The organism is Streptomyces sp. NPDC102514 (assembly GCF_055584525.1).
Window position 1 is genome coordinate 11,585 of record NZ_JBVJLW010000011.1, and the last position, 26,072, is coordinate 37,656.

Here is a 26,072-nt window from a genome sequence, read left to right on the forward strand (position 1 = left end):
TTCGGGCGTGACCGCTGTACGTGGGGCGAGGGGGAGCGGGGCGTGATGCGGTGCCCCTGGGGCGGTCACTGGTGCGCCCGTCGAGGAAGGGCCGGCCACGAGGAACGCCTCGGCCGGTTGCGTCTGGTGGTGGTCAGGGTGAGCGGACCGGCCGAGCGGGCAGCGGTTGTGGCTGCCCATGCCGATTCCGGGATCGGTGAAAATATGTGCATGTCAGATCCTTCGGGGATGGCGGTGCCCTGAAAGAGAGATGCGGGACAGCACACCCGTAGGGGGCTGCCCCGCGCAGGCTGCATGGATCTGGCGAGGCGGTGCCGGCGGGTTCATGCCCGCGAGCACCTGGACGCGCGGTGTCCAGGTGTTATGTGACCTGGAACCTGGCGCCCTCCTCTACGCGGCTGCGGTGAGCCACGTCGTGCCGGCCGCGTCCAGGTGGACGTACATACCGTCGGCCGCGTCGCTGGTGTGCATGGAACCGCTGAGGAAGCGCCATGTGCAGTCGGCGCGTTCGGGCAGCAGGGTGCTGAGGTTGATACGGGCTTCGGTCGCGGACGGGTTGTGCAGGCCCAGTACCACGCGCGAGCGGTCGGCGGGTTCGTGGAGTACGCCCTCGATGCCGCCGGCCTCTAGCCTGCGGACGGTGGCGTCCTCGGTGAAGGCGGCTGCGAGGTGGGGCTTGCTGAGACAGTCGGACAGTGCCGGAGTCTGATGTGACAGCGCCGGGCTGGTGGGTGTGGGGGTGAGTGGACTCACAGCAGGGGCCTTCCTGTCATGGCGGATCCGGGTTTGTGCCCGAGCAGGTGCAGGACGGTGGGGGCGACATCGGCCAGCGTGGCCGCCTGCGGCAGCGCGGGTACAGGTGTGTCGGCGGCCGGAGGTACGATCACCAGCGGTACGGGATTGGTGGTGTGCCCGCCGTACGGTCGGACCGTGCCGTCCGGTGCCTGCTTGGTCATGCATTCGGCGTTCCCGTGGTCACCGACGGCAAGTACCCATCGGCGACTGTCCCTGGCGGCTTCGAGGATCTGGCCGACCGCGGCGTCGGTCGCCTCGCAGGCGATGACGGTGGCTGCCGTGTTCCCGGTGTGCCCGACCACGTCGATGTTGGCCAGGTTGGCGATGACCAGGTCGACCTCCGGGCGGCCGGCGGTTTCGACCACGGCCGCCGTCACGCGATCCAGATTCATACGGGGGTGCGTGATGTAGTTCGGTTTGCCTTCGCCGGTGATGCGTATGTGCTCCTCTCCGTCGCGCGCCGTGGCGTCACGACCGTTGATGTAGTAGGTGACGTGCTCGAACTTCTCCGCCTCGGCGATACGCACGCTGCGTATGCCTGCGGCGGTGAGCTCGTCGGCCAACCCACCCGAAGCGTCGGCGCGTTGGACCAGCGCGGGGATGTCGGCGCGGGTGTCGTACTGGGCCAGGCTGAGGGTGTCCACCAGGCGCCCGGTGACCGTCAGGTGGCTCAGTAGACGGTCGGCGAACTGCTGGATGCGGTCGCTGCGGAAGTTGAACCACACCAGGCCGTCACTGTCGGCGATGCGCGCCGCGTCCTGCACGGTGCTCGGCGCCACCCACTCGTCACCGCGTTCGGCAACCTCCACGGCCTCGGCTGCGGTGTCGACGTGTATGCCTGCCGTGTCGGCCACCAGATGGACGGCCCGGTCGGTCAGGTCGACGTTGCCGGCCTTGTCCATGGCGTAGCCGCGGCCGACGACGCTGGCGATCCGTCCGGTGCCGGCCGCCTCGGTCAGGGCGGTGACCTGCGCCAGGTAGGTTCCGGCGGTGCCGTCGGCCACGTCCCTTCCGTCGGTGATGGCGTGGATCCACACGCGGGGCACCTGGCGGGCGGCGGCTGCGGCCAGCAGCTCGCTCAAGTGCCCGACGTGCGCATGGATCTGGCCGTCCGAGCACAGGCCGACCAGGTGCAGGGCGCCTCCCCGGGCTGCGAGCCCGTCCAGGAGAGTCACGAGACGGGGGTTGTCGCGCAGACCACCGGAGTCGATGTGCTGCTGGACCAGCAGACTGTCGTAGGGCAGCGGTCGTCCCGCTCCGATGACCATGTGGCCGATCTCGGAGTTGCCCACCGTGCCGGGCAGCAGGCCGACCGCGTCGCCTGAAGCCTCGGCCAGCGTGCTGGTTCGGCCGGTCACCAGCTGGTCCAGGACCGGGGTGCGGGCCAGCGACAGGGCGTTGTCGTCGGACGCGGCGGCGTGGCCCCAGCCGTCGAGGACCAGCAGGATGCCCGGACCCGTGAACACCGGCTCGGAGAGGCTCACTTGGTGCTCTCCAGGCCGGGGTGGAGGGTGTCGAGGGTCTGCCAGAAGGTGGGGAAGGACTTCGCGACGCAGCCGGGGTCCTTGATGACGACGCCCTCGGTCCGCAGACCGGCGATGGCGAAGGTCATGGCGATGCGGTGGTCGTCGTAGGTGTCGATGGTCGCGCCGTGCGGGGTGCCGCCGGTGATGTACATCGCGTCCTCGTGCTCCTCGACCTCGATGCCCATCTTGCGCAGCTCGGTCGTGACGGCGGCGATGCGGTCGCACTCCTTGACCCGCAGGGAGGCGATGTTGGTGATACGGGTGGTGCCTTCGGCGTACGCGGCGGCGACGGCCAGGGACGGCACGACGTCGGGCATGGCCTCCATGTCGATGTCGATGCCGTGCAGGGGCCCGCCGGTCACCGTGATCGAGTCGTCGCCGACCTCGGTGCGACAGCCCATCCGCTCAAGGGCTTCGACGAGGTGGACGTCGCCCTGGTGGGAGCCCGCGCCGATACCCGGGATGACGACGCGGCTGCCCAGGACGGCGGCGGCGACCAGGAAGTAGGACATGCCGGAGGCGTCCGGCTCGACGGTGACCTGCCCGCCGCGGGCCTGCTGTCCGGCCGCGACGGTGAACCTGCGGTAGGCGTCCCGGCCGACGCTCACGCCCACCTCGTTCAGCGCGGCGAGCGTCATCTCCACGTACGGCTTGGAGACCAGCTCGTCGCTGATGGTGATCTCGGTGTCGGTCTCGGCCCGCAGCGCGTTGATGATCAGGCTGGAGGTGAACTGGCTGGACACGGCGCCGCTGATGGAGGTGGCGCCGCCCTTGAAGGAGCCGCCGACGACCCGGATGGGCGGGCTGCCGTTACCGCGCACCGCGGTGGCGTCCACACCGAGTGCGGGCAGTGCCTTCAGCAGGTCTCCCATGGGACGTTCCTGCATGCGGGCGTTGCCGGTGATGACGGTGGTGCCCTCGGCGTGCCCGGCCATGGAGATCAGGAAGCGCAGGGGCGTGCCCGCACCGCCGACGAAGATGTCCTCGCTCGGGGCGCGCATGGGCCGGCCCGTGGGAGTGACGCGTATGCGGGCGGTGGCATGATCGATGTCGCAGGTGACGTGGCCGAACGCCTCGATGGCACGGGAGAGGAAGACGGTGTCGTCGGACAGCAGCGCGTTGTCGATGACCGTCTCCTGCCCGGACAGGGAGGCGATGGCCAGGTAGCGGTTGGTGTAGCTCTTGGATCCGAGGACCCTCACGGTCTCGTCGAAACCGGCCAATGTCCGGACGGTGACGGACTCGGCCTCAAGGCGCGGGTCGGACGTGGCGGACATGCGTTGCCTCCAGCAGGCGGTGGGGAACGGGTGGGTGATGCCTGTACTCGTTCGGTGGATCAGGTCTTGACGACCCGGCAGGCGAAGCACTTGAAAGCCTGCTGGCCGGAGAGGTTGTCGTAGAAGCGGTCGTCGGGGAGGGTGTTGGCCGCCTCGTAGCGGGGGTCGTCGAAGAGGTCGCCCACTTTCTGGGCCGGGCCGAAGGTGTTGGGGACGAACACGGTGTCCGTGCGGATCCCCTCCCACAGCAGTGCCGTGCCTGTCACCGATCCGCGCGGGCTCTCGACGCGGACGTCGTCGCCGTCTGCGATGCCCGAGCGGCGTGCGGTGTCGGGGTGGATCTGGATGAAGCGGATGCCGTTGAGCTGCTTGCCCGTCGGCGTCCAGTGGGTGACCTCGGCGAAATGGACGACGCTGGGACGGCCGGTCATGCCCATCAGGGGGAAGTCGTGGTGCACCGCGTCACTCCCGGGCACTCCCAGGCGCACCGGATGGGTGACGGCCTGGGGGTTGAGGGGGTTGGTGACGAACTTGCGGCTGTAGGACAGGGTCGGGTTCTTCCCCGTGACCTCGGGGTGTGTGTAGAAGATCGGCAGGGCGCCGTGCCCGGTGGCCGACAGCTTCTTCTCCAGGTCCGGCGTGGTGATCTCGATCTTGCCGCTGGGGGTGAGGAAGCGTTTGCCGCGGTTGGCCGGGTCCAGTGCCTCGGCGGCCCGGTACCAGCTGGGGTGGTCCAGGTAGAGGGTGCTGACACCGGGGTGGTCCTCGGTGGGGCACGGCCAGCGCAGCGGCTCGACACGTTTCTGCATCCGGGTACGGGTCATACCGCCCATGCCGGGAGTGTGGGTGACGAAGTCGTCCCACAGCTTCGGGTAGTCCATCCACCGCTGGGGGAATGCCTCGCGCCATTCGGCGGCGGGGCGCCGGGTGTCCACTTCCGCCATCGCGTGCGCGAGGCCGACCCAGATCTCCCAGTCCGGCCGGGACTCGCCGACCCGGTCGACGGCCTGGTCCTGCCAGCGGATGGCCCGGTCGTCACGGCGCATGTAGACGCCTTCCATCTCCAGCCCGCTGCAGACGGGCAGGATGATGTCGGCGTAGTAGGCGGCCTCTTCCATGAACAGGCCGGTGTAGACGTAGAAGTCGAGTTGCTCGAACGCCTTCTTGACCTTGCTGGTGTTCGCGGAGGACACCAGCGGGTTGCCCTGGGACATCACCGCACGCAGTCGGTAGGGGTTGTCCGTGAGGATGGACTCGGCGAAGTAGTCCGGGCCGACCGGCAGCGCTTCGCGCCGTTCGGGCACTTCGGCCTCCAGGGGCGGCAGGTGCAGGTCTCCGGGCCAGGTGTTGTGCATGAAGTTGCAGCCGGCGCCGGGCTTGCCGATGTTGCCGGTCACCGCGGCGAGGAAGGTCGCCACCCGGTAGGTGTCGAACGCGCCGAGCTGGTGGGAGATCCCGGCGTTGCAGAAGATCGCAGCCGTCTTCGCCGACGCGTACTCCACTGCCATCTCGGTGATGACCTCGGCCTTGAGGCCGGTGACCTTGGCTGCCCACGCCGGGGTGTACCGGTGTTCGGCCAGGTGCGCGCGCAGTTCGTCGAAGCCGACGACCCAGCGTTTGACGAACGCCTTGTCGTACAGTTCCTTCTCCACGACGTGGTGGAGCATGGCCAGCAGCAGCGCGAAGTCGGTGTGCGGCTTGGGCGCCACCCACCGGTCGGCCACGGCGCCGGTCGGCGTCAGGCGCGGGTCGACCACGGTCAGGGTCGCCTTGGTCTTCTCGCGACCGCGTAGCAGGTAGTCGAAGGTCACCGGGTGGGTCTCGGCCTGGTTGGTGCCCAGGAACAGGTAATGGTGGGCCGAGCCGAGGTCGTCCTTGCCCGTCGCGCCGTCGGTCCCGTACCCGTTGGTGAAATTGCCCAGGCCGAAAGAGGTCGCCAGGGCGTTGCCGCCGGCGTCGTTGCACACCGGTCCGACGTCGGTGTTGTTGGGGCTGCCCAGCATCGCGAACATGCGGGCCACGAGCGATCCGGTGCCGCGGGGAAGGCGGCCTGTGGTGCGGTTGGCGATGGCGTGCGCCTGTCCGGCGTCGCGCAGTGCCAGGAACTTCTCGGCGATCGTGCGCAGGGCCTCCTCCCAGCTCACGGCCTCGAACTTGGAGTGCGGTGAACCCTTCGCGCCGGAGACGCGGCGCAGCGGGCGGGTGAGGCGTTCGTTGTTGTAGACGAGCTGGGGCATCAACTCGGCCTTGACGCATACCTGTCCCTGCTGGACGGGGTCGCGCTCTTCGCCGCGCACGGCCAGCACCCGGCCCGCTTTGAGGTCGACGTTGAGCCGGCAGTTGGAGTTGCAGAACTGGCAGGCCGTGGCGACGGTCTTGTCGGGGGTGAGAGCGGCGGACTGGTCGGTGAAATCCGTGCCGGCTCGCTGGCCGGCGGCGGTTGAGCCGCCTGGTGCGACGGACGCTTCTGCGCCGTGCGCGGAAACCACCGGAAGCAGAACCGGAGCTCCGAGGCCGGCGCCGCCGATGACACTGCCGCGGACAAAGCCGCGCCGGGACAGACCGTGCTGATCATGCTTCATGGAGACGTGGGGATCCTTCCGCCTGGTGTGGGGAACGAGGCGGGCATGGCGGTGCCCGGGCCGTGCGGTGGACACCGCACGGCCTTGTCACAAGCAGATGTGCGCTGGTGGTCAGGAGGTGAGCGTGGACAGAGCGCTGGTGTCGGCCTTGGCGCGCACGGCAGCCAGGAAGGCCTTGATGATCTTGTGTTCGGAACCCGGAGCGGAGGAGAGCTCGGGCTGGAAAAGGCTGCCCATGAAGAACGGGTGGCCGGTGATCTCCAGTGCGCGCGGTGCGCCGTCGACATCCCAGGCGCTGAGCTGCAGCGAGCCCTGGTTGGCGGCGTCCATGAAGGTGTCGGTCAAGCCGTAGTCACAGTGGAAGATCTCCTCCACTTCGGTGGTGCCGTAGATGCCCGCGAGACGGGAGTTCTCCTTGACGTTCAACGGGGCCTTCTCCCCGCGGAAGGAGCACTTCAGCGGAGTGACGAGAGGCATCAGCTTCTCGGGGTCCTCGTCGACGCCGATGGCCTCCGGCAGGTGCAGCACGTTCTGGGCGTGCTCGATCAGGGCGCTGAAGAAGCCGCCACAGGTGCCCAGGAACGGCAGCTGGTTCTCCCGGGCATGGCGTACGGCGATGTGCACGCCCTTCTGGTTGAAGTAGGGCGCGCCCGGCACCACCCAGACGCCGTCGAAGCCCTTCAGGAAGGAGGCGTCGGTGATCTCGGTGGTCGGTATCCACTCGGTGGTCAGGTCCCACTGCTCACGCATCGCGTCGATCTTCGGGTGGGACGGCTCGTCGTGGTTGCCGTGATCTCCCACCAGGGCAAGGCGTGGCTGGGCGTGGACTGACATCGTTGTCCCCTTCAAGTACAGGAAGGTCTCGAACCGTTTTCGCCAGTGACAGTTCCAGTCCCGTGGGCGCAGCGGTACGCGTGCCGAGCGCACCGCTGCGCGAGTGTGGTCTCTGAGATGACGTCAGGAACGTGCCGCCACGCACGGGTTCCGTGACAGGAGAAGTGGTGGGGCGCTATCGCCGAGTCGGAGACGGTGTGGCTGCAAGCCGGTGCCTACCGGATGTACGCATGTCTTCCAGCCCCCTTGGCGCCCCGTGCAGAGGTCCTTCCCAGGTCCTCCGTGCTGCTTCTCGCTCAATTTATCGATGGCGGTCAAAGTATTCGAGTGCCCTGCGGTAACGCTGGAAACGATCGCGCCATCACTACCGTGCGGTAGGGGGTGACCTTGTGGTGTCCGGGTGTTCCGGGTGGGAGCGCTCTCACCAGCCATGTTGGCGGGATCCGTGATGCGGTCGATGGCTGCCGCCGAGAGGTGCCGTTTCGCGGGTGGTTCGTGGCAACCGGTGCGTTTGGCCACGCCAGGGTGTCAAGTGCGTTGTTTCGGGGCTCACTTGTGGAGGGGTCGCGTAGATGGCTGAAACGAGTGCACAAAGTTGGCACCTATCAACAGTAACTACTGTTGATAGGTGCCCATGTTGTTTAGTCTGATGCGGCCGGTGGCCGACCGCTGCCCGATCCCCCGCGGGCACGGACGGCCACCGGCCGCCCTACGGGGCTCCAACCTGTTGCGTTCGAGGAGAAGTCAAGTGAACAGCTCCGCCGGCCATCCCCGCCGATGGCAGATCCTGAACATCCTGTGCCTGAGCCTGGTCCTGATCGGCCTGGACACCCTCATCCTGAACCTGGCCCTGCCCAGCATCCAGAAAGACCTGGACGCCACCAGCAGCCAGCTGCAGTGGATGGTCGACTCCTACGCGCTGGCCTTCGGCGGGCTGCTGCTCATGGCCGGCGGGCTGTCCGACCGGTTCGGCCGCAAGCGGCTCCTCACCCTCGGCACGGGCGCCTTCGCACTGACCAGCCTGGGCGCCGCGTTCGCCTCGAACGCCGAGATGCTGATCACCTTCCGCGCCCTCATGGGCATCTCCGCGGCGCTGATGATGCCCGCCACCCTCGCCATCATCAAGGACGTCTTCCCGCGTGAGGAGCAGGGCAAGGCGATCGGTATCTGGTCCGGCGCTGCCGCCGTCGGCGTGCCGCTCGGCCCGCTCGTCAGCGGTCTGCTGCTGGAGCACTTCTGGTGGGGATCGATGTTCCTCATCAACGTGCCCCTGGCCGCCATCGCCCTGATCGGCGGAGCCAAGCTGATCCCCGAGTCCAAGGCCGAGGGCCACCCCGGACTCGACCTCGTCGGCGCCCTGCTCTCGGTGGCCGGACTGGTCGCCATCGTCTACGGCCTGGTCGAAGCCCCGCACAACGGCTGGGGCGACATCATCACCCTCGGCTCCCTCTTCCTCGGCGTGGCGCTGATGGTCGCTTTCGTCGTGTGGGAGCGCAAGACCGCCCACCCCATGCTCGACGTCGGCCTGTTCCTCAACGCTCGCTACGGTGGCGGGGCGTTGGCCATCGCCGCCACATCCTTCGGGCTCTACAGCGGCCTGTACCTGCTCACCCAGTACCTGCAGTCGGTGCTCGAACTCGACCCGCTGGGCGCGGGCCTGCGCATGCTCGCCATCGGCACGATGATGGTGGGCGCCCCCCTCTCGGCGAAACTGGTGGAGCGCGCAGGTCTCAAGGCCACGGTGGTGGTGGGTCTGCTGCTGTGCGCCGCGGGGCTGGGCGTCCTGGCCGGACTCACCGTCGACGACGAGACACAGGCGCTCATCGGACTGGCCGTGTTCGGCCTGGGCATGGGCATCGCCCTGCCGGCCGCCGTCGACGCCATCCTCGTCGTCTCCGCCGCCCGCCAGGCAGGAGCCGGCTCCGCGGTCGCGGACGTGGGCATGCAGGTCGGCGGCGCCCTCGGTATCGCCATCAGCGGCAGTGTGATCACCACGCTGTACCGCGACGACCTGCCCCAGGCCGCCCAACTGCCGGGTGAGGCCGGGCAAGCGGTGCACGAGTCCCTGACGGGTGCGTCGGCGGTGGCCCAACAGCTCGGTGGCGCCGCCGGTCAGCGTGTCCTCGAAGCGGCGCAGGAGTCGTTCGTCGGCGGGTTCGCCACCACCTTGCTGATCGCCGTCGGCGTCGCAGTCGTCGGTGCCCTCGCCGCCGCGCTCATCCTGCCGCGGGCCCGTGTCGGAGACGACGACGGCACGGCACAGCTCGAAGCCGACGCCCACAGCGGCAGTGCCGACGCACCTGCCGCCTCCTGAGGACCGGGTGAGCGACAGTGCATAGGATCGAAGCCACAGCCCGGCCCGGCCCGCGTGCCAGGACCGGACGCGGGCCGGACAGCCGGCCCACGGGCGAGAGGGAGGTGGCGATGGCCAGGCCATCGAAACTCAGGGTGGCGGTCAGTGATCCCGCCCAGTGGCTCAGCGAGCAGGAGCGGGCACAGATGCTGGCGCCCAAACTGCGGGCCCTGGCGGACGAGACCCGGCTCACGCTGATCCTGTTGATCGCTCAGCGTCCGCGCACGGTCAAGGAGTTGCAGGAGGCCACCGGACTGAGCCAGACCCTGGTCAGCCATCACCTCGCTCCGCTGCGCGAACAGAACCTCGTCGAAGCGATCCCCAAGGGGCGCAGCAACCAGTACGTGATGTGCTGCCAGACCCTGGCCGAACCGCTGCGCATGTTCGCCAGCCTGGCCGCCATGGACCCCGAGACGGTGGCGGCTTGCCTCCAGCCCGGGGCCGAAGGGTCTGCGACGGTCAAAGGCGCCTGAATCCGCGATCCCGTGACAAGGGGGTGCTCCGCGTGCGGAACACCCCCTTGTTTTTGGGTGTGGCCGGGCTACCGCTTCAGATCGCCCTGGAATCGGTCCCGGATGTCCAGTGTGCTGAGAGCGTTGGTCGCGCGCGGCGGCATCGCTCCCGTGCGGGGCAGTGTCTTGATGCAGATCAGGTGCGGACCGGGAGTTGCCTGAGCCCGCGACATCGCCGCCTGCAGCGCGTCCTCCTGGTCGCAGACGACCGCGCTGGTGTAGCCGGCAGCTGTCGCCATCTCGGGGAACGAGGTGGTCGCCGATGTGGTGGCCTGCCCGCCCGTCGACTCGTGGACCCGGTTGTCGAGCACGACATGGATCAGGTTCGCGGGTGCCTCGCTGCCGATCATCGACAGGGAGCCGAGGTGCATCAGCAGCGCACCGTCCCCGTCCAGGACGACGACAGGCCGCTCCGGATGCGTCAGGGCCACACCGAGACCGATGGAGGAGGCGTGGCCCATCGAGCCCTGCATGTAGAAGGCGCTGGGCCTGTCGGCCACGGCGAACGTGTCACGGCCGGTGAAGCCGGTGGTGGCGATGACAGCGGCCTGCGGTGCGGCAGCGGTGACGATCCGGATGGCCTCGGAGGCCGGCAGCCCCTCGGTGTGCGGGTCGTTGGCCGCGGTGGCCTTGCCGATGGCACCGCGCTCGACCAGCACGAACGGCGCCCGCTGCTCGGCCAGATCCTTCTCCGCCTTCTCCAGGACCGCGGAGAACTCCTCCACTCCGTCCTGCGCGTACAGAGTGTGGTGCGGGGTGTTGACGCTGTCGAGGAGCTTCGGGGTCGCCGGTCCCATCACCTCGTGCTGAGGCTCGTCCGTCGCCGGGTCGGGCCAGCCGCGCAGGCTGGTGAAGGTCAGGATCGGCAGTTTGTAGGTCATCACCAGCGAGGTGAGCGGGTTGATGAGGTTGCCCAGACCGGAGTTCTGCAGCATCACGTAGGCGCGCTGTCCGCCCAGGGCGGCGCCGGCGGCCACCGCCAGCGCGTTGCCTTCGTTGGGGGCGGGCACGTAGCGGCCGGGGCGCGTGCTGAGGTGGGCGATCGGCCCGCCGAAATGGGAGCAGGGAACGCCACTGGCGAAGGTGAAACCACGGTCGGCCAGCAGGTAACAGAATTCTTCTGCGGAGATCATATGCGGGGCAGCTCCGTTTCAGGGGTGGTGGCCGGTGCGGTGGCAGGTGCCTGGTCTGCGGCTGTGGCTGCGGCATTGCGGGAGCGGCGCCGCATCTTGATGCCTTCGATGATGATGGGGACGCCCGAGACGAGGACGATCCCGATCACGATGCCCTCGATGTTGTCGCGGACGAAGGCGATCTGGCCCAGGTAGTAGCCGACCAGGGTCAGGCTGACCGACCACAGGACCGCGCCCAGCACGTTGAACAGGAAGAACGTGCGGTAGGCCATGCGCCCGACGCCGGCGGTGATGGGGATGAACGTCCGGAAGACCGGAATGAACCGGGCCATCACCAGGGCCTTGGGACCGTGCTTGAGCATGAACTCCTGAGCGCGTTCGGCGTTCTCCTGCTTGAAGAAACGGGAGTTGGGGCGCTTGAAGAGGGCGCCGCCGACCTTCCGTCCGAACGCGTAGCCGAACTGGTCACCCAGGATGGCCGCCGCGGCGATGGCGAGCATGACCACCCACAAGGGCTGGTGGAGGAACTGGTCGTTGGCCACGAGCAGACCTGCTGTGAACAGCAGCGAGTCGCCGGGCAGGAAGAAGCAGACAATCAGGCCGGACTCGGCGAAGACGGTGGCCATGATCCCCAGCAGGCCGAAGGTCGATATCAGCGCTTCGGCGTCGAGCAAGGGTGATGAGGCGAGGTTCTGCATGGGTGCCCCCTGGACGTTGGTGGAAGTGAGCGGACGTGCCGTCCGCCGGTCCCGTGGCGGGACCGGCGGACGGGCGCGGGTGGTCAGTTGGCGGCCCAGCTGGGCCGCTCGTCGATGCGTACGACGGCGCAGGTGATGGACACGCCGCCACCGTGTGCGACGATGAGGACGTGGTCACCGGGCCCGACCTGCCCCGTTTCCACCAGGTGCGTCAGGCCCACGATCTGATCGTTGACCGTCATGTGGCCCAGGTTGCGGCCGAAGTCGAGCAGGCCCTGGTCGGTGGAGAGGCCCATCGGGTCGAGGATGACCTTCAGATAGCTCTCCTGGCCGGTGAAGACGTGACAGACCCGGGTGACGTCGCCCGGTTCCAGGCCGGCTTCGGCCAGGGTGCGCAGCGCTATCTCCGTGCGCAGTTCGCCTTGACGGCGTACGACTTCGGCGACGGTCTCCTCCAGGCCGCCGGCGGCGGCCAGACGCTCCTTGAAGTCCATGCCGCGGCCGACGGTCAGCGACGGCGGGAAGAGCGGCTCGGTACCGCGGTACTGCTCCTCCACCTCGGCGGTCGAGCCGGTGTTGATGGACAGCAGACTCGCGAACCCCTCGGACTTCGACAGCAGGACCGCGCTGCCCCCGTCACCGAGGACACCGTTCTGGATGCCGAAGGCCCACCGGTTGAAGTTGGGGGTGCCGACGTTGTCGGCGCCGGTGATGAGGGCGGCGCCGCGCTCGGGCACCGCCTGGAGGTAACAGGCGGCCAGCTCCAGAGAGCCGATCAGGCCGCTGCATGCCTGCCAGACGCGGAAGGAGGGCACGTCACGGTCCGACAGGTGCCGCAGGATGTAGTGCTGCGGCGACCAGCCCTCGGGTCCCTGCTCATGGCCGCAGGCGTGGATGTGCAGGTCGATGTCGTGCGGGTGCAGTGCGGAGCGTTCCATCGCCTGCCGGGCGGCGGCGACCGCCATGTCCGGAGCGGGCATGTCACCGGCGACCGCAGCGCCGGTCCAGCCGTAGAACTCGTACTCGTCGGCGTCGTACAGGCCCAGAGCGACGGCCTTACGGGCGTCGACGATCTCCGGGATGTAGGTCCCCAGCCCGGCGATTCGAATATCGGTGGTCTTCATGAAGTCGGGTCCTCGTCCTTTGCTCGGTCAGGCCGAGGTGTCGGTGGAGTTGAGTTCGGTGGCCAGGGCTTGGGCGACGGTGGTGACGGTGCCGTCCTTGAGGAGTTGCACCATGGGGAGCTTGATCTGGTAGCGGCGTTCGATGCGGTTGCGCAGTTCGACGGCCATGAGGGAGTCCATGCCGAGCCTGTTGAGGGGGCGGCTGACGTTGACGCGTTCGGCGCGCAGTCCCATCACCACGGCGACCTCCTGCTTGAGGAAGTCGACCAGCTCGATGCTGGGCGTCGTCTGCCCGGAGGCGGCAGTCTGCGCTGCCGGCTGGGCGGTAGCCGTGGGCTCGGGGGCGGTCACCGGAGCGACCGGATCCGGAGCCGCAGCAGGGGTCGGCGCGGGAGCATCTTGCGCCAGTACGTCGTGGACCGCGGCAGGCGCTGCCGTGGTCTCCGACGTGGCGTCGGTGGAGTTGAGTTCGGTGGCCAGGGCTTGGGCGACGGTGGTGACGGTGCCGTCCTTGAGGAGTTGCACCATGGGGAGCTTGATCTGGTAGCGGCGTTCGATGCGGTTGCGCAGTTCGACGGCCATGAGGGAGTCCATGCCGAGCCTGTTGAGGGGGCGGCTGACGTTGACGCGTTCGGCGCGCAGTCCCATCACCACGGCCACTTCCTGCTTGAGGAAGTCGAGCAATTCACTACTGGGGGTCGCCTGCCCAGAAGCGGCAGCCTGCGGCGCGGGCCGGGCAGCGGCTACCGGTTCGGGGACGCCCACGGGAGCGGCCGGCGCCGGAGCAGGGACCGGTGCGGGTGTGGTCGTGTGCGGTACGACGGGATCGGTGACCTGCGACGGCGTGGCAAGCTCGACGATCCGTTCCGCACGGGCCGATTCCTGCTGCCTGGGCCGGTCACCGCCGGTCAGGTGCTGCAGCAGCGGGGCAGTCGCGGCACTCGGGTACGCGCGGGCCCACGCGGGCCAGTCGGCCGGCAGCACCGCGGTCTGCACCCTGCCCTCGGCCAGGATCTGGCCCAACAGCGCGAGCCCGTCGGCCGGGCTGAAGGACGCCATGCCCTGCGGCAGCAGGGTGCGCTCCTCCTGCTCCTCCTTGCGGGCCACCATGCCGACGCTGTCCCAGAAGCCCCAGTTGACGACAGTGGCCGGCAGTTTCTGAGCGTGCCGGTGGTGGGCCAGCGCGTCGAGGAAGGCGTTGCCGGCCGCGTATCCGCCCAGCATCGGAGAGCTGAGCAGGGCCGAACCGGAGGAGAACAGCACGAACGCGTCCACCGACTCCTCGCTCAGCATCCGGTGCAGGTTCCAGGCCCCGGACACCTTGGCCGCCAGGACGCGGTCCATCTCGGAGCCACTCATATCGCTCAGCGGGGTGTAGTCGATGACCCCGGCCGCATGGAAGACACCGCGCACGGGCGGCAGTCCTGTGCGGCGCCTGGCTTCGAGCATCGCCTTCATAGCCTGGGCGTCAGCGACATCCACCGCCTCGTACGTGACGTGGACGCCGCGGTCGCGCAGCTGCTTGATCACGGTGACAGCGGCGGCCTGCGGGTGGTTCGCGTCCAGCGCCGCGTCCTGCTGCGGCAGCGCGCTGCGGCCGGTGAGCAGCAGATGCCGGGCTCCTTGGTCGGCCAGCCACAGGGCGAGCTGTCCGCCGATGCCACCCGCGCCGCCGGTGAGGAGGTAGGTGCCGTCGGCGTGCACGGTCACGGCCCGGCCGCGCGGGCCGCTCGCCACGGTGGAGGGGGCCTGCTGGAATGACAGCACGATCTTGCCGGTGTGCCGGGCCTGGGCCATCAGCCGGAACGCGTCGGCTGCCTGGTCGCCGGCGAACTCCGTGTGCGGCAGGGGCTGCAGGTCGCCGCGTTCGACGAGGGCGGCTGCGGCGCGCAGGATGCGGCCGGCCCGTTCCGGCGCGTTCTGGATCATGTGGACGACGTCGACGGCGTGGAAGGACAGGTTGCGGGCGAAGGGGCCGAGGGGGAGCGGGTTGTTGTCGAGGATGTCGCGCTTGCTGAGTTCGAGGTAGTGCCCGTAGGGCGCCATCAGGGACAGGTTGGCCGGGATGGCTTCGCCCGCCAGGGTGTTGAGGATGACGTCGAAGCCGTCCGTGCCCGGGGCGGGGCGGAAGGTGTCGGCGAAGTCCAGGCTGCGGGAGTCGGCGACACGGTCGACGCCGAGTTTGGTGAGCAGTTGGCGCTTGGCGTCGCTCCCTGCGGTGGCGTAGACGCGGGCGCCCTTCCAGCGGGCGACGTTGAGAGCGGCGAGCCCGGTGCCGCCGGTGGCGGAGTGGATGAGGATCTTGTCGCCCTGCTCGATGTGGGCGAGGTCGTGCAGCGCGTGGTAGGCGGTCAGATAGGAGGCGGGCAGGGTCGCGGCCTGGGCGAAGGTGAGACGGGCCGGTTTGGGAGCGGTCAGGCAGGCGAGTGTGACGACTTCGCCGGCCAGCGAGCCGTCGGCGAAGGCGATGACCTCATCGCCGACGGCGACGTCGGTGACGTCGCTGCCGGTCTCGGAGACGGTGCCGGCGCATTCCCAGCCGAGGGTCGGCGGCTGGTCGTCCTGTCCGGGGTACATGCCCAGGGCCAGCAGTAAGTCGCGGTAGTTGACGCCCGCATAGCTGACCTGGATACGGACCTCGTCCGCGGCGAGCGGACGCGTGGGCATGTCGAGCAGTTGCAGGTCGTCGATGACCCCGGGCGCGGGCAGCGACAGCGCGCGCGGCGAGCGGGCCGCGGTGTCCGCCGGGTGTACCTGGGCTGCGGGCTCGGCCGGGCGCAGGCGGGCGGCGAGACGCAGGCCGTCGCGCAGCGCGATCTGGTCCTCCTCGTCCGCGTGCAGCAACAGTTCTGCCAGGGCCGGGACACTGGCTGCGGACCGGTCGAGGTCGACCAGGCGCGGGTGCAGCGCGGGGGCTTCGGCAGCCAGCGTGCGGCCCACGCCCCACAGCATGGCCTGCAGGGGGTTGCGCACCTGCTCGGCGCTGTCGGTGGCCTGGGAGAGCTGGGTGATCAGCCACAGCGGCGGGTGTCCGAGCGACTCCTTCTCCAGGGCGTGGGTCAGGTGCAGGACGCTGTGTGCGGCCAGCACCTGGGCGCGGCGGATCTCGGTGGGTGTGGCGTCCAGCCCGGCCTGGGCGTCCAGTGCCCACAGGTGGATGATGCCGCGGCACGTGCCGTAGCGGGCGACGTCGACCAGGACCTCGCGGTAGTGCCCCTCGTCGGAGGGATCGATGCGGTAGCGGTCGCCGCCGCCGGCCAGATGGCCCGCCCCGGCGGTCACGGCCACCACGCGCTGCCCGCGGCCCGTGAGTTCCCGTACGAGGGAACGGCCGGTGGACCCGCTGTCGGTCAGCACCAGCCAGAACCCGTCCGGGCCGGTGCCGGCCGCGTCCGGGGTGGGCAGCGGTGCCTGGTCCCAGGTGAGCGCGTGCAGCCAGGTGTCGCGGTCGCCGGCATGAGGGGTGGCAGAGGTGGCGGGGGTGCTGGGTGCTGTCACGGATTCCTCGGTGCGGGGGGTGAGCAGGGCGGGAGCGTGGCCGGCCAGGTACTGCAGGCGCAGGCCGCGCATCTGGGCGATGAGAGCGCCGTTGTCGGCGCGGATGTCGATGTCGGCGACGAAGGAGTCCTCGCGCTGCGACGGCAGCAGCCTGGCGTGGCTGAACATCTGGGCGGGTGGCCGCTGGTAGAAGAGGACCTCGTCGATGCCGCCGAGGACGAAGACGCCTTCTTCACCGGGCGCGGTCAGTTCGCGGGCGGCGGCCATGGAGTGGCCGCTCGCGTCCAGGAGCGCCGGATGGAAGTGGTGCCGTGCCAGGCCCTCGATGAGTTCGCTCGGGCAGGTCAGCTGGGCGAGGACCTCACCGTCGGTGCGCCACAGTTCGGTGATGCCTTGGAAGGTGCCGTTCCACTGGTTGCCGCGTGCGGCGTTCCACGGGTAGAAGTCGTGGGCGCCCTGGTGCTGCGGCAGCCGGGTACGGATCGACTGGAGCGGCTCGCCGGGCTGCGGGGCGCCGCCGGGTACGGCGCGGGCGGTGGCGTCGGTGTGCAGGGTCCAGTCGTCGGCGTCGGTGTCCCGGCTGTGGATACGGCAGTGCAGTGAGTCGTCCGGGCGGGGGGTCAGGGTGACCTGGACCTCGGGGGCGGGTCCGTCCTCGTCCAGGAAGAGGGCGCGGTGGTAGTGCACGTCGCTCAGCGACAGCGCTCCGGAGCCCAGTTCGGTGTGCACGGCCGCGCTGATCAGTTCCAGGTGGGCGGTGCCCGGCAGGATGATCGTGTCCTGGATGCAGTGATCGCGCAGGTAGGTGTTGTCGGCCAGGCGCAGAGGGCCCTGCCAGACGCGGGTGGCGCCTTCGGCGGGCATCGGACGGCCCAGCAGCGGATGCGTGACCTGCCCGGCTGATTCCTGCCTGGCTGATTGCTGGTCGACCGGTTCCTGCTCTGCCGGTGCGGCGGCGACGGGCGCCGTGCGGGTGGTGGTGGTGGTGGGGCTGATCCAGTGGCGGGTGCGCTGCCACGGGTAGGTGGGCAGCGGCACGTAGTGGCCGCCGTCGGTCAGCTTGCCGAGGTCCAACTTTGAGCCGGCCGTGTGGAGGGTTGCGGCCGACGTCAGCAGTGCGGTGCGCTCGTCGGAGTTGCGGCGCAGGCTGCCCACCGCGGTGGTGTCCGTTCCGGTGGCCGCACGGCTGGTCTCGCGGATACCGGCCACGAGCAGCGGGTGGGGACTGACCTCGATGAACACCGTCTCGCCAAGGGCGAGTTGGCCGCGGACCGCGCCGACGAAGTCGACCGGCTGGCGGATGTTGCGTACCCAGTATTCGGCGTCCATCCCGGAGCCGTCGATCACTTCGTTGAGCAGGGTGGAGTGCAGCGGGATACGGCCCGCACGCGGGGTGAGGTGGGACAGCTCGGCGAGCAGGTCCTCGCGCAGGGCGTCCATCTGCGGGCAGTGCGAGGCGAAGTCGACGTTCACGCGCCGGTTGTCGACACCGCGGGCGTCGAGGGCGGCCTGCACCTGGTCGAGGGCGGCGACGTCTCCGGACAGCAGGGTGGACGTGGGGCTGTTGATGGCGGCGATCGCCACCTTGTCCTCGTGGCCTGCCAGTGCGGCGGCGGTCTCGTCCGCGGGCAGGCCGACCCAGGCCATGGTGCCGCGGCCGGAGAGGCGCTTGGCCAGGCGGCTGCGCCGGCAGATGACCGCTGCAGCATCGGAGAGGGTCAGTGCGCCGGAGATGTAGGCGGCGGCGGATTCCCCCATGCTGTGGCCGATGACGACGTCCGGCTCGATGCCCCAGGAGCGCCAGAGCTCGGCCAGGGCGATCTCCATCGCCCACAGGGTGGGCTGGATGACGTCGAGCTGCGTGAGGCGCTCCTCGTCCGCGGAGCGCAGCAGTTCGATGACCGACCAGCCGGTCTCGGCCTGGATGGCGTCGTCGCAAGCCTGCATGGTCTGGTTGAAGACCGGCTCGGTGTCCAGGAGTTCGCGGCCCATGCCCGGCCACTGCGAACCCTGGCCGGGGAAGACGAACGCGATCCGGGGGGCTGCCTCCGGGTCGGTGTAGTCGCTGGAGGACAGGCCGGGCTCGTTGTCACCCTCGGCGAATCCCCGCAGCGCGGCGACGGCCTCGGCGTAACTGTCGGTGGGCAGCGCGAGCCGCGCGTCGTGGAGGGTGCGGTGCAGCGCCGCGGAATGGCTGATGTCGCGCAGACGGTGCTGGGCGCCTGGGCCCTCAAGGTGGTCGGCCATGGCGCGGGCCGTGTCGGCGAGGGCTTCGGGGCTGAGGGCGGACAGCACCAGCAGCTCGCTGCGCGGCTCCGGCGTCGGGGCGTCCTCGGAGCGGGTGGCCGGCTCCGGCGCCGCTTCGAGGACGAGGTGGGCGTTGGTGCCGGAGAACCCGAAGCTGGAGACACCCGCGATGGCGGGCCGGTCGCGCTCGGGCAGCGGTGTGGCCTCGGTGGGAACGGTCAGCGGCAGGTTGTCCCAGTCGACGGCCGGGTTGGGGTTCTTCAGGTGCAGGTTGGGCGGGACCGTCTTGTTCTCCAGGCACAGCACGGCCTTGATGAGGCCGGCGATTCCGGCCGCCGCCTCGGCGTGTCCGATGTTGGTCTTCACCGAACCGACCAGGCAGCGCCGGTCGGGCGTGCGGGCGCCGACGATGTCGGCCAGTGCCTGCAGTTCGACCGGGTCGCCGACGCTGGTGCCGGTGCCGTGGGCCTCGATGTAGTCGATGTCGGCCGGGTCGACGCCCGCGTTGGCGTAGGCCCGGCGCAGTACGCCGAGCTGGCCCTCGACGGCGGGTGTGACCAGGTACCCGCTGCTCTGGCCGTCGTTGCCGACGGCGGAGCCCCGGATGACGGCCCGGATCCGGTCGCCGTCGGCCACAGCCGCGGACAGCGGCTTGAGGATGACGGCACCGATGCCGTCGCTGCGTACGAATCCGTCACCGGAGGCGTCGGCGAACTTGCAGCGGCCGTCGGAGGCGAGCATGCCGGCCCCGGAGTAGACGACGCCTTCCTCCGGCAGCAGTACGAGGTTGACGCCGCCGGCGATCGCCATGGGGCACTCGCCGAGCCGGATCGCCTGTACGGCGTTGTGGACCGCGACGAGTGCGGAGGAGCAGGCGGTGTCGACGGTGAAGCTGGGGCCGCGCAGGTCGAAGGCGTAGGAGAGGCGGCCGGAGGTGATGGCGCGTGAGGCGGCCCCGGTCATGGCGTACAGGTCGAGCTGGTCGCGGTCGTCGTACTGCAGATGCCAGTAGTCGCCGCCCAGTTGACCGATGAACACGCCCGTGTCGCTACCGGCGATACGGGGGAGTGGTTGGCCCGCGTCCTCAAGGGCTTCATAGGCGACTTCCAGCAGCAACCGCTGCTGGGGGTCCATGCGGTCGGCCTCGCGGGGGGAGACGCCGAAGAACTCCGCGTCGAAGGCGTCGATGTCGCGCAGCAAGCCGCCCCACCGGCTCACCGTGCGGCCGGGTGTGCGGGGCGTGGGGTCGTAGACGGCGTCGATGTCGTAGCGCTCGGCCGGGATGTCCGTGATGGCGTCGCGGCCCTGGAGCAACATGTCCCAGAGCTGTTCCGGGCTGGTGGCATCGGCGAACCGTCCGGCCAAACCGATGATGGCGATCGGTTCATTGGCGGTCTCAACCGGGCGGGTCGAGTCGTGAGGCATGGATGTCCTTCCGGGCATGGCGAAGCCGTTCACTGGTGAAGCAGCACGGAAGGAATGCGGTACGAGCGCGGCGGACCGGCAGTGAGAACCGGCCCGGTGGCGGGCGCGCCTACCGAGGACACAGTGGGGATGAGGCGGGAAGGTCCGGCTCCGCTGGCAGAACGGTCGCGTGCGGGGCGAGCGCACTGAGCCGTTCACGGGCCGGGCACGGCTATCGGCACAGCCGCTGATTCCTGATGTCGACGTGACACAGGGCGAGTTGCCCCGGTGCCGCTATCCCCGTTGTTTCGACATGTATCGAGATTGGACCGACGCAAGAGTTAAACGCAACGCGGCACGAAGTGAGGCTCGTCACAGGTCGGCAGGTTGCAGCGTGAGGTTGACATTCATCGAATCAAGGGCGAGGCTGGAGCTTTGATTCGTCATTTATCTATATAGGCGGTTGTGATGCGCTCGCTCCCGCGTCGCCGTCTGGACCGCCGCGACAGGAGCCGACCCCGATGACCGAACCCGCCGGCCCCGCCGGTGCCGCACAGACCAGTTCCTGCTGCGCCGCGATCGACGCATGGCGGCAGCGGGCAGCGCAGCGAACCGAGCAGCACGCACAGACGGACGGCGACGAGGGCCTCGTGACGCCCCCTGCCGCGCCCGCGCGAGACGCCTGACTCCCGCCCCGCCCCTCGTGAAAGGACACTGCACCGTGGCTGACCTCACCCCCGACCGCCTCCCCGTCGCCGTCATCGGAGCTGGCCCCGTCGGCCTGGCCGCCGCAGCGCACCTGGCCGAACGCGACGTCCCCTTCGTCGTCCTGGAAGCCGGCGACGCCGCGGCACCGGCCGTGCAAGCCTGGTCCCACATCCAGCTCTTCAGCCCCTGGGAGTTCAACACCGACCCCGCCGCCCGCCGCCTGCTCGCGGCCACCGGATGGGAGGAGCCCGACGCCTCCGCCCTGCCCAGCGGCGGCGACCTCGTCAAGCAATACCTCCAGCCGCTGGCCGAACTGCCCGCCCTGGCCCCGCACATCCGCTACGGCACCGCGGTCACCGCCGTCAGCCGCCTCGGCATCGACCGGCTGCGCACCGCGGGCAGGGAAGAGGCCCCCTTCGTCCTGCGCCTGGCCGACGGCGACGAAGTGCTCGCCCGCGCCGTCATCGACGCCTCCGGCACCTGGAACCAGCCCAACCACCTCGGCGCCAACGGCCTGCCGGCCCACGGCGAACAGGAGGCCGCGGCCTGGATCAACCACGGTCTGCCCGACGTCTTCGGGGCCGACCGCGACCAGCACGCCGGCCGCCACACCGTCGTCGTCGGAGCCGGCCACTCGGCGGCCAACACCCTGCTCGCCCTGGCCGAACTGGCCGACACGGCACCGGGTACCACCATCACCTGGGCCATCCGCGGGACCGACCCGGCCGGGTCCTTCGGCGGCGGCAGCGACGACGAACTGCCCGCCCGCGGCGCCATCGGCTCCGGCCTGAAGATGCTCGTGGACACCGGTCGGGTCGCCCTCGCCGCAAACTTCCGTACGCACAGCGTCCGTTCCCTGGGTGACGACCCCGCCCGCGACCAGGTCGAACTCACCTCCCGGGGCCCGGACGGCAGCGAGCGGACTCTCACCGCGGACCGCGTCGTCGCCGCCACCGGCTTCAGGCCCGACCACCGCATCACCGACGAACTGCGCCTGGAACTGGACCCGATCATGTCCGCGCCCCGCGCGCTGGCACCGCTGATCGACCCCAACCAGCACTCCTGCGGCACCGTCACCCCGCACGGCTACCGCGAACTGGCCCACCCCGAGCCGGGCTACTTCGCCGTCGGCATGAAGAGCTACGGCCGTGCCCCCACCTTCCTCATGCTCACCGGCTACGAGCAGGTGCGCTCCATCGCCGCCGCCCTCGCCGGTGACATGGAGGCCGCCCAGTCGGTCGAACTGCAGCTTCCGGAGACCGGGGTGTGCTCGGTCACCGCCGGCGGCGAGGCGCTCGCACTGCGCCTGGGCCTGACCCAGGACCAGCACGAGCAGCTCCTGCACGTCACCGCCAAGCACCTGGGCACCTCGACCACCGCCTCGGACGCCGTGCTGTCCGCCGCCACCGAACTGGGCATCGACCACACGGCCGCCCTGCAACTGGCCGCCTACGCCGCCGACATGTTCGACGCACCCGGCGCCTCCGGCTGCTGAACGACGCCGCGGCTGCCTCTCCTCACCGGGGGCGGCAACCGCGGCGGCGCTGCGGTATCAGGAGGCGTGGCGCCGGGCGTTGCGCTGTCAGGTGGTGCGGCAGCAGGCGGTGTGTTGTCAGGAGGTGCGGTGCACCTTGTGCTGGGCGGCCTGCGCCCGGGGCCGTACCACCAAGAGGTCGATGTTCACGTGCGGAGGCCGGCTCACCGCCCAGGTCACCACGTCGGCGACGTCCTCGGCGACCAGCGGCTCGGCGACCCCGGCGTAGACGGCATCGGCCTTGTCCAGGTCCCCGCGATAGCGGTTGAGGGAGAACTCCTCGGTGTGCACCATGCCCGGGGCGACCTCGACCACCCGCAGCGGCTCCCCGCAGACCTCCAGACGCAGGGTCTCGGCCAGTACGTGCGCACCGTGCTTCGCGGCGCTGTAACCACCGCCGCCCTCGTAGCATGTGAACGAGGCGGTGGAGGAGATGACGACCACGATCCCGTCACCAGAGGCCCTCAAGCTCGGCAGTAGCGCCTGGGTCATGTGCAGAGCCCCGACGACGTTCACCTCGAACATGGACCGCCAGTCGACGGGATCGGCGTTCTCGATGTGTTCCGTTCCGTAGGCGCCGCCCGCGTTGTTGACCAGCACGTCGCAGACCGGAACCTGCTCGGCGAAGGCGAGCACCGCTTCCTTGTCGGTCACGTCCAGCGGGAACACCCGGGCCGTACCGCCCTCGTCACCGATCTCCTTGGCGACGGCCTCCAGCCGGTCGGACCGGCGCGCGGTCAGGACGACCTCGAAGCCGTCACGGGCCAGCGCCCGCGCGATCGCGGCCCCGATCCCACTGCTGGCTCCCGTGACGACAGCCGTCCTCGCGGGCCGTCCTGTATCGGCGGTGCGCGCGTCTGCCATGCTTCCCCCAGCTAATGATTAGATGGACATCGAATCAAGCGATCTTGGCAGGAGGCGGAACCGGTGTCAACATAGATGCATGTCGAAGCTAGCGCAGTTGGCGGCCACCACCGTCGCCCCACCCTGCTGCCCGTCCCTCACGGACCGGGAGCTGACCGAGGAGGAGGCCGAGCTCACCGCAGCCATGTTCAAGGCGCTGGGAGACCCGGTGCGGCTACGCCTGTTCTCCAAGGTCGCCTCCCACCCTGACGGTGAGGCGTGTGTGTGCGACATCGCCGATGTCGGCGTCTCTCAGCCCACGGTCAGCCATCACCTGAAGAAGCTCCGCGAGGCGGGCTTGCTGCTGTCCGAGCGGCGCGGAACCTGGGTCTACTACCGGCTCGCCCCCGCGGTCCTCTCCGCGCTGTCCGGATTCCTCACCACCCGCGACTGAGCCGCGTCACGACGTGCTCGTCGAGCCCTGGTGCGAGCGGCTGAGCCCTGCCGCGCCATGAGCGTCTGAGTCATGCCCTGCTGTCGCCGCCGCGCCGCGTCGCAGGCTGTCGAGTGATATCGACCGATGACTTTATGGGTGAGTCGGCGCTGCATCGCCGGCCGCTGAATCTGCCTGGTCCCGCAAGCGATTCCGCCGCCCCGAGCGACCTTCTCTGCTCTCGCATCCACCGCCGCACTGCCCTGTCGCAGTGCCGCTGCGCGTCGCGCACCTTGCGGGTGTTGCCGTCCGTGCCTGCCCGTGGAGATCGTCGTCCGTGAGTTCCGGGAAGTGGTTGACAGCCGCCGTGGATCGACGCCAAGCTGATTCTTAATTCGGCAACAGTCGATATAGCGAAGTCGCGGCAGCCCGTTGTGGCGTGGCGACGACCGTGGTGTTCCCTGGCGCGTCGGCGCGCAGGAGGCTTCCGCACCATCGATCACCGACGCGCCGCCACTGGGCCGCGCTCCTCCATCCCTGTCAGTTCGCCTGTTCACAGCGCCTTGCGTGAGAGGACCCGCACATGACCAGCACCATCCTCAGCACTGCTCAGGCCCACCCCGACAACATCCTGAGCAGCGACGACAGCCGTCCCGCAGAACCCAACATCTTCCTCTCGGGCGGTAAGGACATCCCCGAGGAGCTGCGGGTGCATCAGGTCGCAGATCTCACCGACCGGGTCAAGCTCAGCGTCCACAACCGCTACGAGCACTTCGAAGCGACCGCCGAGAAACGGGACGTCGACGGACGTTCCCTGCGCGTCTACAGCTGGATCTACCGCACCTACATGGCCGAGTAACCCGCACGCCACGTCACAGGCGTGACGAGAGCGCGGCAACGAACACCGTCACCGGCCGGAGCCGCCGACCTCCTGCACCACCACCCGACGCCCCACGAAAGGCCCTCTCATCATGGCGCGAGAGTCGGAGTCCGGACTGCCCATCGAACCGGTCTACGGGCCTGACGACCGGGTGGGCTGGGACCCAGTCGAGAAACTGGGCGAACCGGGCACCTACCCCTTCACCCGCGGTGTCTACCCGTCCATGTACACCGGGCGCCCCTGGACGATGCGCCAGTACGCCGGCTTCGGTACGGCGACGGAGTCCAACGCCCGCTACAAGCAGCTGATCGCCAACGGCACGACGGGCCTGTCGGTCGCCTTCGACCTGCCTACCCAGATGGGCCACGACTCGGACGCACCGATCGCGAGCGGCGAGGTGGGCAAGGTCGGCGTGGCGATCGACTCCATCGACGACATGCGGGTGCTGTTCGACGGCATCCCGCTGGACCAGGTGTCGACGTCGATGACGATCAACGCGCCCGCCGCACTTCTCCTGGTGCTCTACCAACTGGTCGCCGAAGAGCAGGGAATCAGCGCCGACCGGCTCACGGGCACCATTCAGAACGACGTGCTGAAGGAGTACATCGCGCGCGGGACGTACATCTTCCCGCCCAAGCCCTCCCTGCGTCTGACCGCGGACATCTTCAAGTACTGCCGGGCCGAGCTGCCCAGATGGAACACGATCTCGATCTCCGGATACCACATGGCGGAGGCCGGCGCCTCGCCCGCCCAGGAGATCGCCTTCACCCTGGCGGACGGCATCGAGTACGTGCGCACGGCGGTGGCCGCCGGCATGGACGTCGACGACTTCGCGCCCCGCCTGTCCTTCTTCTTCGTGGCCCGTACGACGATCCTGGAGGAGGTCGCCAAGTTCCGTGCCGCCCGCCGGATCTGGGCGCGAGTGATGCGCGAGGAGTTCGGCGCGAAGAACCCCAAGTCGCTGATGCTGCGCTTCCACACGCAGACGGCCGGTGTGCAGCTGACGGCCCAGCAGCCCGAGATCAACCTCGTCCGCGTCGCGGTGCAGGGCCTCGCCGCGATCCTGGGCGGCACCCAGTCGCTGCACACCAACTCCTTCGACGAGGCCATCGCGCTGCCGACCGACAAGTCCGCGCGCCTGGCCCTGCGCACCCAGCAGGTCCTCGCTCACGAGACGGATGTGACGGCGACCGTCGACCCCTTCGCCGGCTCCTACGTCGTCGAGCGGATGACCGACGACGTGGAGGCGGCCGTCCTGGAACTGATGCAGAGGGTCGAGGGCCTCGGCGGCGCGGTCGGCGCCATCGAACACGGCTTCCAGAAGAACGAGATCGAGCACAACGCCTACCGCATCGCCCAGGAGACCGACTCCGGCGAACGGGTCGTCGTCGGCGTCAACCGCTTCCAGCTCGACGAGGAGGAGCCGTACGAACCCCTCCGCGTCGACCCCGTCATCGAGGCCCAGCAGGCCCGGCGCCTGGACGAACTCCGCGGGGAACGCGACCAGCCACTGGTGGACTCGGCCCTGACAAGCCTGAAGAAGGCCGCCGACGGCGAGGACAACGTGCTCTACCCGATGAAGGAAGCGCTGCGGGCACGAGCAACGGTCGGCGAGGTGAGCAACGCCCTGCGGGAAGTCTGGGGAACCTACGTCCCGTCCGACCTCTAGAGCTTGAGCCCACACGCACACG

Annotated in this window: 17 protein-coding genes; 7 read left to right on the forward strand and 10 right to left on the reverse strand. The window is 69.5% G+C overall.

The genetic code is table 11. The features are described from left to right. Window positions 1-390: 390 nt before the first annotated feature. The 5 genes from ACZ60E_RS26330 to ACZ60E_RS26350 all read right to left on the reverse strand — a co-directional run bounded on the left by ACZ60E_RS26330 (window position 391) and on the right by ACZ60E_RS26350 (window position 7,014). Window positions 391-753: a hypothetical protein gene (locus ACZ60E_RS26330; RefSeq protein WP_469443583.1), complete on the reverse strand. Its 363-nt coding sequence runs from the start codon at window positions 751-753 to the stop codon at window positions 391-393. Beyond that, window positions 750-2,279: a 2,3-bisphosphoglycerate-independent phosphoglycerate mutase gene (gene gpmI, locus ACZ60E_RS26335; protein WP_469443585.1), complete on the reverse strand. Its 1,530-nt coding sequence runs from the start codon at window positions 2,277-2,279 to the stop codon at window positions 750-752. The genes ACZ60E_RS26330 and gpmI overlap by 4 nt, the downstream gene beginning before the upstream one ends. Continuing rightward, on the reverse strand, window positions 2,276-3,598 hold the full coding sequence (gene aroA / locus ACZ60E_RS26340; protein WP_365245681.1) for a 3-phosphoshikimate 1-carboxyvinyltransferase: 1,323 nt from the start codon (window positions 3,596-3,598) through the stop codon (window positions 2,276-2,278). The genes gpmI and aroA overlap by 4 nt, the downstream gene beginning before the upstream one ends. Before the next feature lie 59 nt (window positions 3,599-3,657). Then, on the reverse strand, window positions 3,658-6,180 hold the full coding sequence (locus ACZ60E_RS26345) for a molybdopterin-containing oxidoreductase family protein (RefSeq protein ID WP_469443587.1): 2,523 nt from the start codon (window positions 6,178-6,180) through the stop codon (window positions 3,658-3,660). Window positions 6,181-6,291: 111 nt separating this feature from the next. Then, on the reverse strand, window positions 6,292-7,014 hold the full coding sequence (locus ACZ60E_RS26350) for a glutamine amidotransferase-related protein (protein WP_469443589.1): 723 nt from the start codon (window positions 7,012-7,014) through the stop codon (window positions 6,292-6,294). A gap of 748 nt (window positions 7,015-7,762) precedes the next feature. Between ACZ60E_RS26350 and ACZ60E_RS26355 the strand changes: the two genes are divergently transcribed. Then, a complete protein-coding gene (locus tag ACZ60E_RS26355) occupies window positions 7,763-9,328 on the forward strand; it encodes an MFS transporter (RefSeq protein WP_469443591.1) in 1,566 nt (521 codons plus the stop codon). A gap of 110 nt (window positions 9,329-9,438) precedes the next feature. Next, a complete protein-coding gene (locus tag ACZ60E_RS26360) occupies window positions 9,439-9,840 on the forward strand; it encodes an ArsR/SmtB family transcription factor (protein ID WP_469443593.1) in 402 nt (133 codons plus the stop codon). A 68-nt stretch (window positions 9,841-9,908) separates the two neighbouring features. Here the strand turns inward: ACZ60E_RS26360 and aepY are convergent, their stop codons facing one another. The 4 genes from aepY to ACZ60E_RS26380 form a co-directional block, all read right to left on the reverse strand. Next, a complete protein-coding gene (gene aepY / locus ACZ60E_RS26365; RefSeq protein ID WP_469443595.1) occupies window positions 9,909-11,012 on the reverse strand; it encodes a phosphonopyruvate decarboxylase in 1,104 nt (367 codons plus the stop codon). After that, complete coding sequence (locus tag ACZ60E_RS26370; RefSeq protein WP_469443597.1) at window positions 11,009-11,710, reverse strand: DedA family protein; 702 nt, start codon at window positions 11,708-11,710, stop codon at window positions 11,009-11,011. The genes aepY and ACZ60E_RS26370 overlap by 4 nt, the downstream gene beginning before the upstream one ends. Window positions 11,711-11,793: 83 nt before the next feature. Then, window positions 11,794-12,834 carry a ketoacyl-ACP synthase III family protein gene (locus tag ACZ60E_RS26375; RefSeq protein WP_469443599.1) on the reverse strand — a complete coding sequence of 347 codons (1,041 nt, stop codon included), beginning with the start codon at window positions 12,832-12,834 and terminating at the stop codon, window positions 11,794-11,796. Between the two features lie 27 nt (window positions 12,835-12,861). Beyond that, window positions 12,862-20,004 carry a type I polyketide synthase gene (locus tag ACZ60E_RS26380; protein WP_469443600.1) on the reverse strand — a complete coding sequence of 2,381 codons (7,143 nt, stop codon included), beginning with the start codon at window positions 20,002-20,004 and terminating at the stop codon, window positions 12,862-12,864. 500 nt (window positions 20,005-20,504) lie between these two features. Here ACZ60E_RS26380 and ACZ60E_RS26385 point away from each other — a divergent pair, with 500 nt between their 5' ends. Together ACZ60E_RS26385 and ACZ60E_RS26390 are read left to right on the forward strand one after the other, a co-directional pair. Beyond that, window positions 20,505-20,669 carry a hypothetical protein gene (locus ACZ60E_RS26385; protein WP_469443602.1) on the forward strand — a complete coding sequence of 55 codons (165 nt, stop codon included), beginning with the start codon at window positions 20,505-20,507 and terminating at the stop codon, window positions 20,667-20,669. Between the two features lie 35 nt (window positions 20,670-20,704). Continuing rightward, window positions 20,705-22,186: an NAD(P)-binding domain-containing protein gene (locus ACZ60E_RS26390; RefSeq protein WP_469443604.1), complete on the forward strand. Its 1,482-nt coding sequence runs from the start codon at window positions 20,705-20,707 to the stop codon at window positions 22,184-22,186. Between the two features lie 117 nt (window positions 22,187-22,303). On the opposite strand, the gene ACZ60E_RS26395 is transcribed toward ACZ60E_RS26390, so the two are convergent. Beyond that, entirely contained in the window at window positions 22,304-23,089 is a 786-nt protein-coding gene (locus ACZ60E_RS26395) for an SDR family NAD(P)-dependent oxidoreductase (protein WP_469443606.1), read from the reverse strand. A 79-nt stretch (window positions 23,090-23,168) separates the two neighbouring features. Between ACZ60E_RS26395 and ACZ60E_RS26400 the strand changes: the two genes are divergently transcribed. The 3 genes from ACZ60E_RS26400 to ACZ60E_RS26410 all read left to right on the forward strand — a co-directional run bounded on the left by ACZ60E_RS26400 (window position 23,169) and on the right by ACZ60E_RS26410 (window position 26,050). Further along, window positions 23,169-23,522, forward strand: a complete 354-nt coding sequence (locus ACZ60E_RS26400) for an ArsR/SmtB family transcription factor (RefSeq protein WP_469443607.1) — start codon at window positions 23,169-23,171, stop codon at window positions 23,520-23,522. Window positions 23,523-24,084: 562 nt separating this feature from the next. After that, window positions 24,085-24,360, forward strand: a complete 276-nt coding sequence (locus ACZ60E_RS26405; protein ID WP_469443609.1) for a DUF5988 family protein — start codon at window positions 24,085-24,087, stop codon at window positions 24,358-24,360. 112 nt (window positions 24,361-24,472) lie between these two features. Further along, complete coding sequence (locus tag ACZ60E_RS26410) at window positions 24,473-26,050, forward strand: acyl-CoA mutase large subunit family protein (protein ID WP_469443612.1); 1,578 nt, start codon at window positions 24,473-24,475, stop codon at window positions 26,048-26,050. The last annotated feature ends 22 nt before the right edge of the window (window positions 26,051-26,072 follow it).

What these genes read in the sequence shown, in the direction of transcription:
- ACZ60E_RS26410 (WP_469443612.1), top strand. Translation starts at nt 24,473, where the DNA reads ATGGCGCGAGAGTCGGAGTCCGGACTGCCCATCGAACCGGTCTACGGG.
- ACZ60E_RS26345 (WP_469443587.1), bottom strand. Translation starts at nt 6,180, where the DNA reads ATGAAGCATGATCAGCACGGTCTGTCCCGGCGCGGCTTTGTCCGCGGC.
- ACZ60E_RS26380 (WP_469443600.1), bottom strand. Translation starts at nt 20,004, where the DNA reads ATGCCTCACGACTCGACCCGCCCGGTTGAGACCGCCAATGAACCGATC.
- ACZ60E_RS26405 (WP_469443609.1), top strand. Translation starts at nt 24,085, where the DNA reads ATGACCAGCACCATCCTCAGCACTGCTCAGGCCCACCCCGACAACATC.
- ACZ60E_RS26370 (WP_469443597.1), bottom strand. Translation starts at nt 11,710, where the DNA reads ATGCAGAACCTCGCCTCATCACCCTTGCTCGACGCCGAAGCGCTGATA.
- ACZ60E_RS26375 (WP_469443599.1), bottom strand. Translation starts at nt 12,834, where the DNA reads ATGAAGACCACCGATATTCGAATCGCCGGGCTGGGGACCTACATCCCG.
- ACZ60E_RS26395 (WP_469443606.1), bottom strand. Translation starts at nt 23,089, where the DNA reads ATGGCAGACGCGCGCACCGCCGATACAGGACGGCCCGCGAGGACGGCT.
- ACZ60E_RS26400 (WP_469443607.1), top strand. Translation starts at nt 23,169, where the DNA reads ATGTCGAAGCTAGCGCAGTTGGCGGCCACCACCGTCGCCCCACCCTGC.
- ACZ60E_RS26350 (WP_469443589.1), bottom strand. Translation starts at nt 7,014, where the DNA reads ATGTCAGTCCACGCCCAGCCACGCCTTGCCCTGGTGGGAGATCACGGC.
- aroA (WP_365245681.1), bottom strand. Translation starts at nt 3,598, where the DNA reads ATGTCCGCCACGTCCGACCCGCGCCTTGAGGCCGAGTCCGTCACCGTC.
- ACZ60E_RS26360 (WP_469443593.1), top strand. Translation starts at nt 9,439, where the DNA reads ATGGCCAGGCCATCGAAACTCAGGGTGGCGGTCAGTGATCCCGCCCAG.
- aepY (WP_469443595.1), bottom strand. Translation starts at nt 11,012, where the DNA reads ATGATCTCCGCAGAAGAATTCTGTTACCTGCTGGCCGACCGTGGTTTC.
- ACZ60E_RS26385 (WP_469443602.1), top strand. Translation starts at nt 20,505, where the DNA reads ATGACCGAACCCGCCGGCCCCGCCGGTGCCGCACAGACCAGTTCCTGC.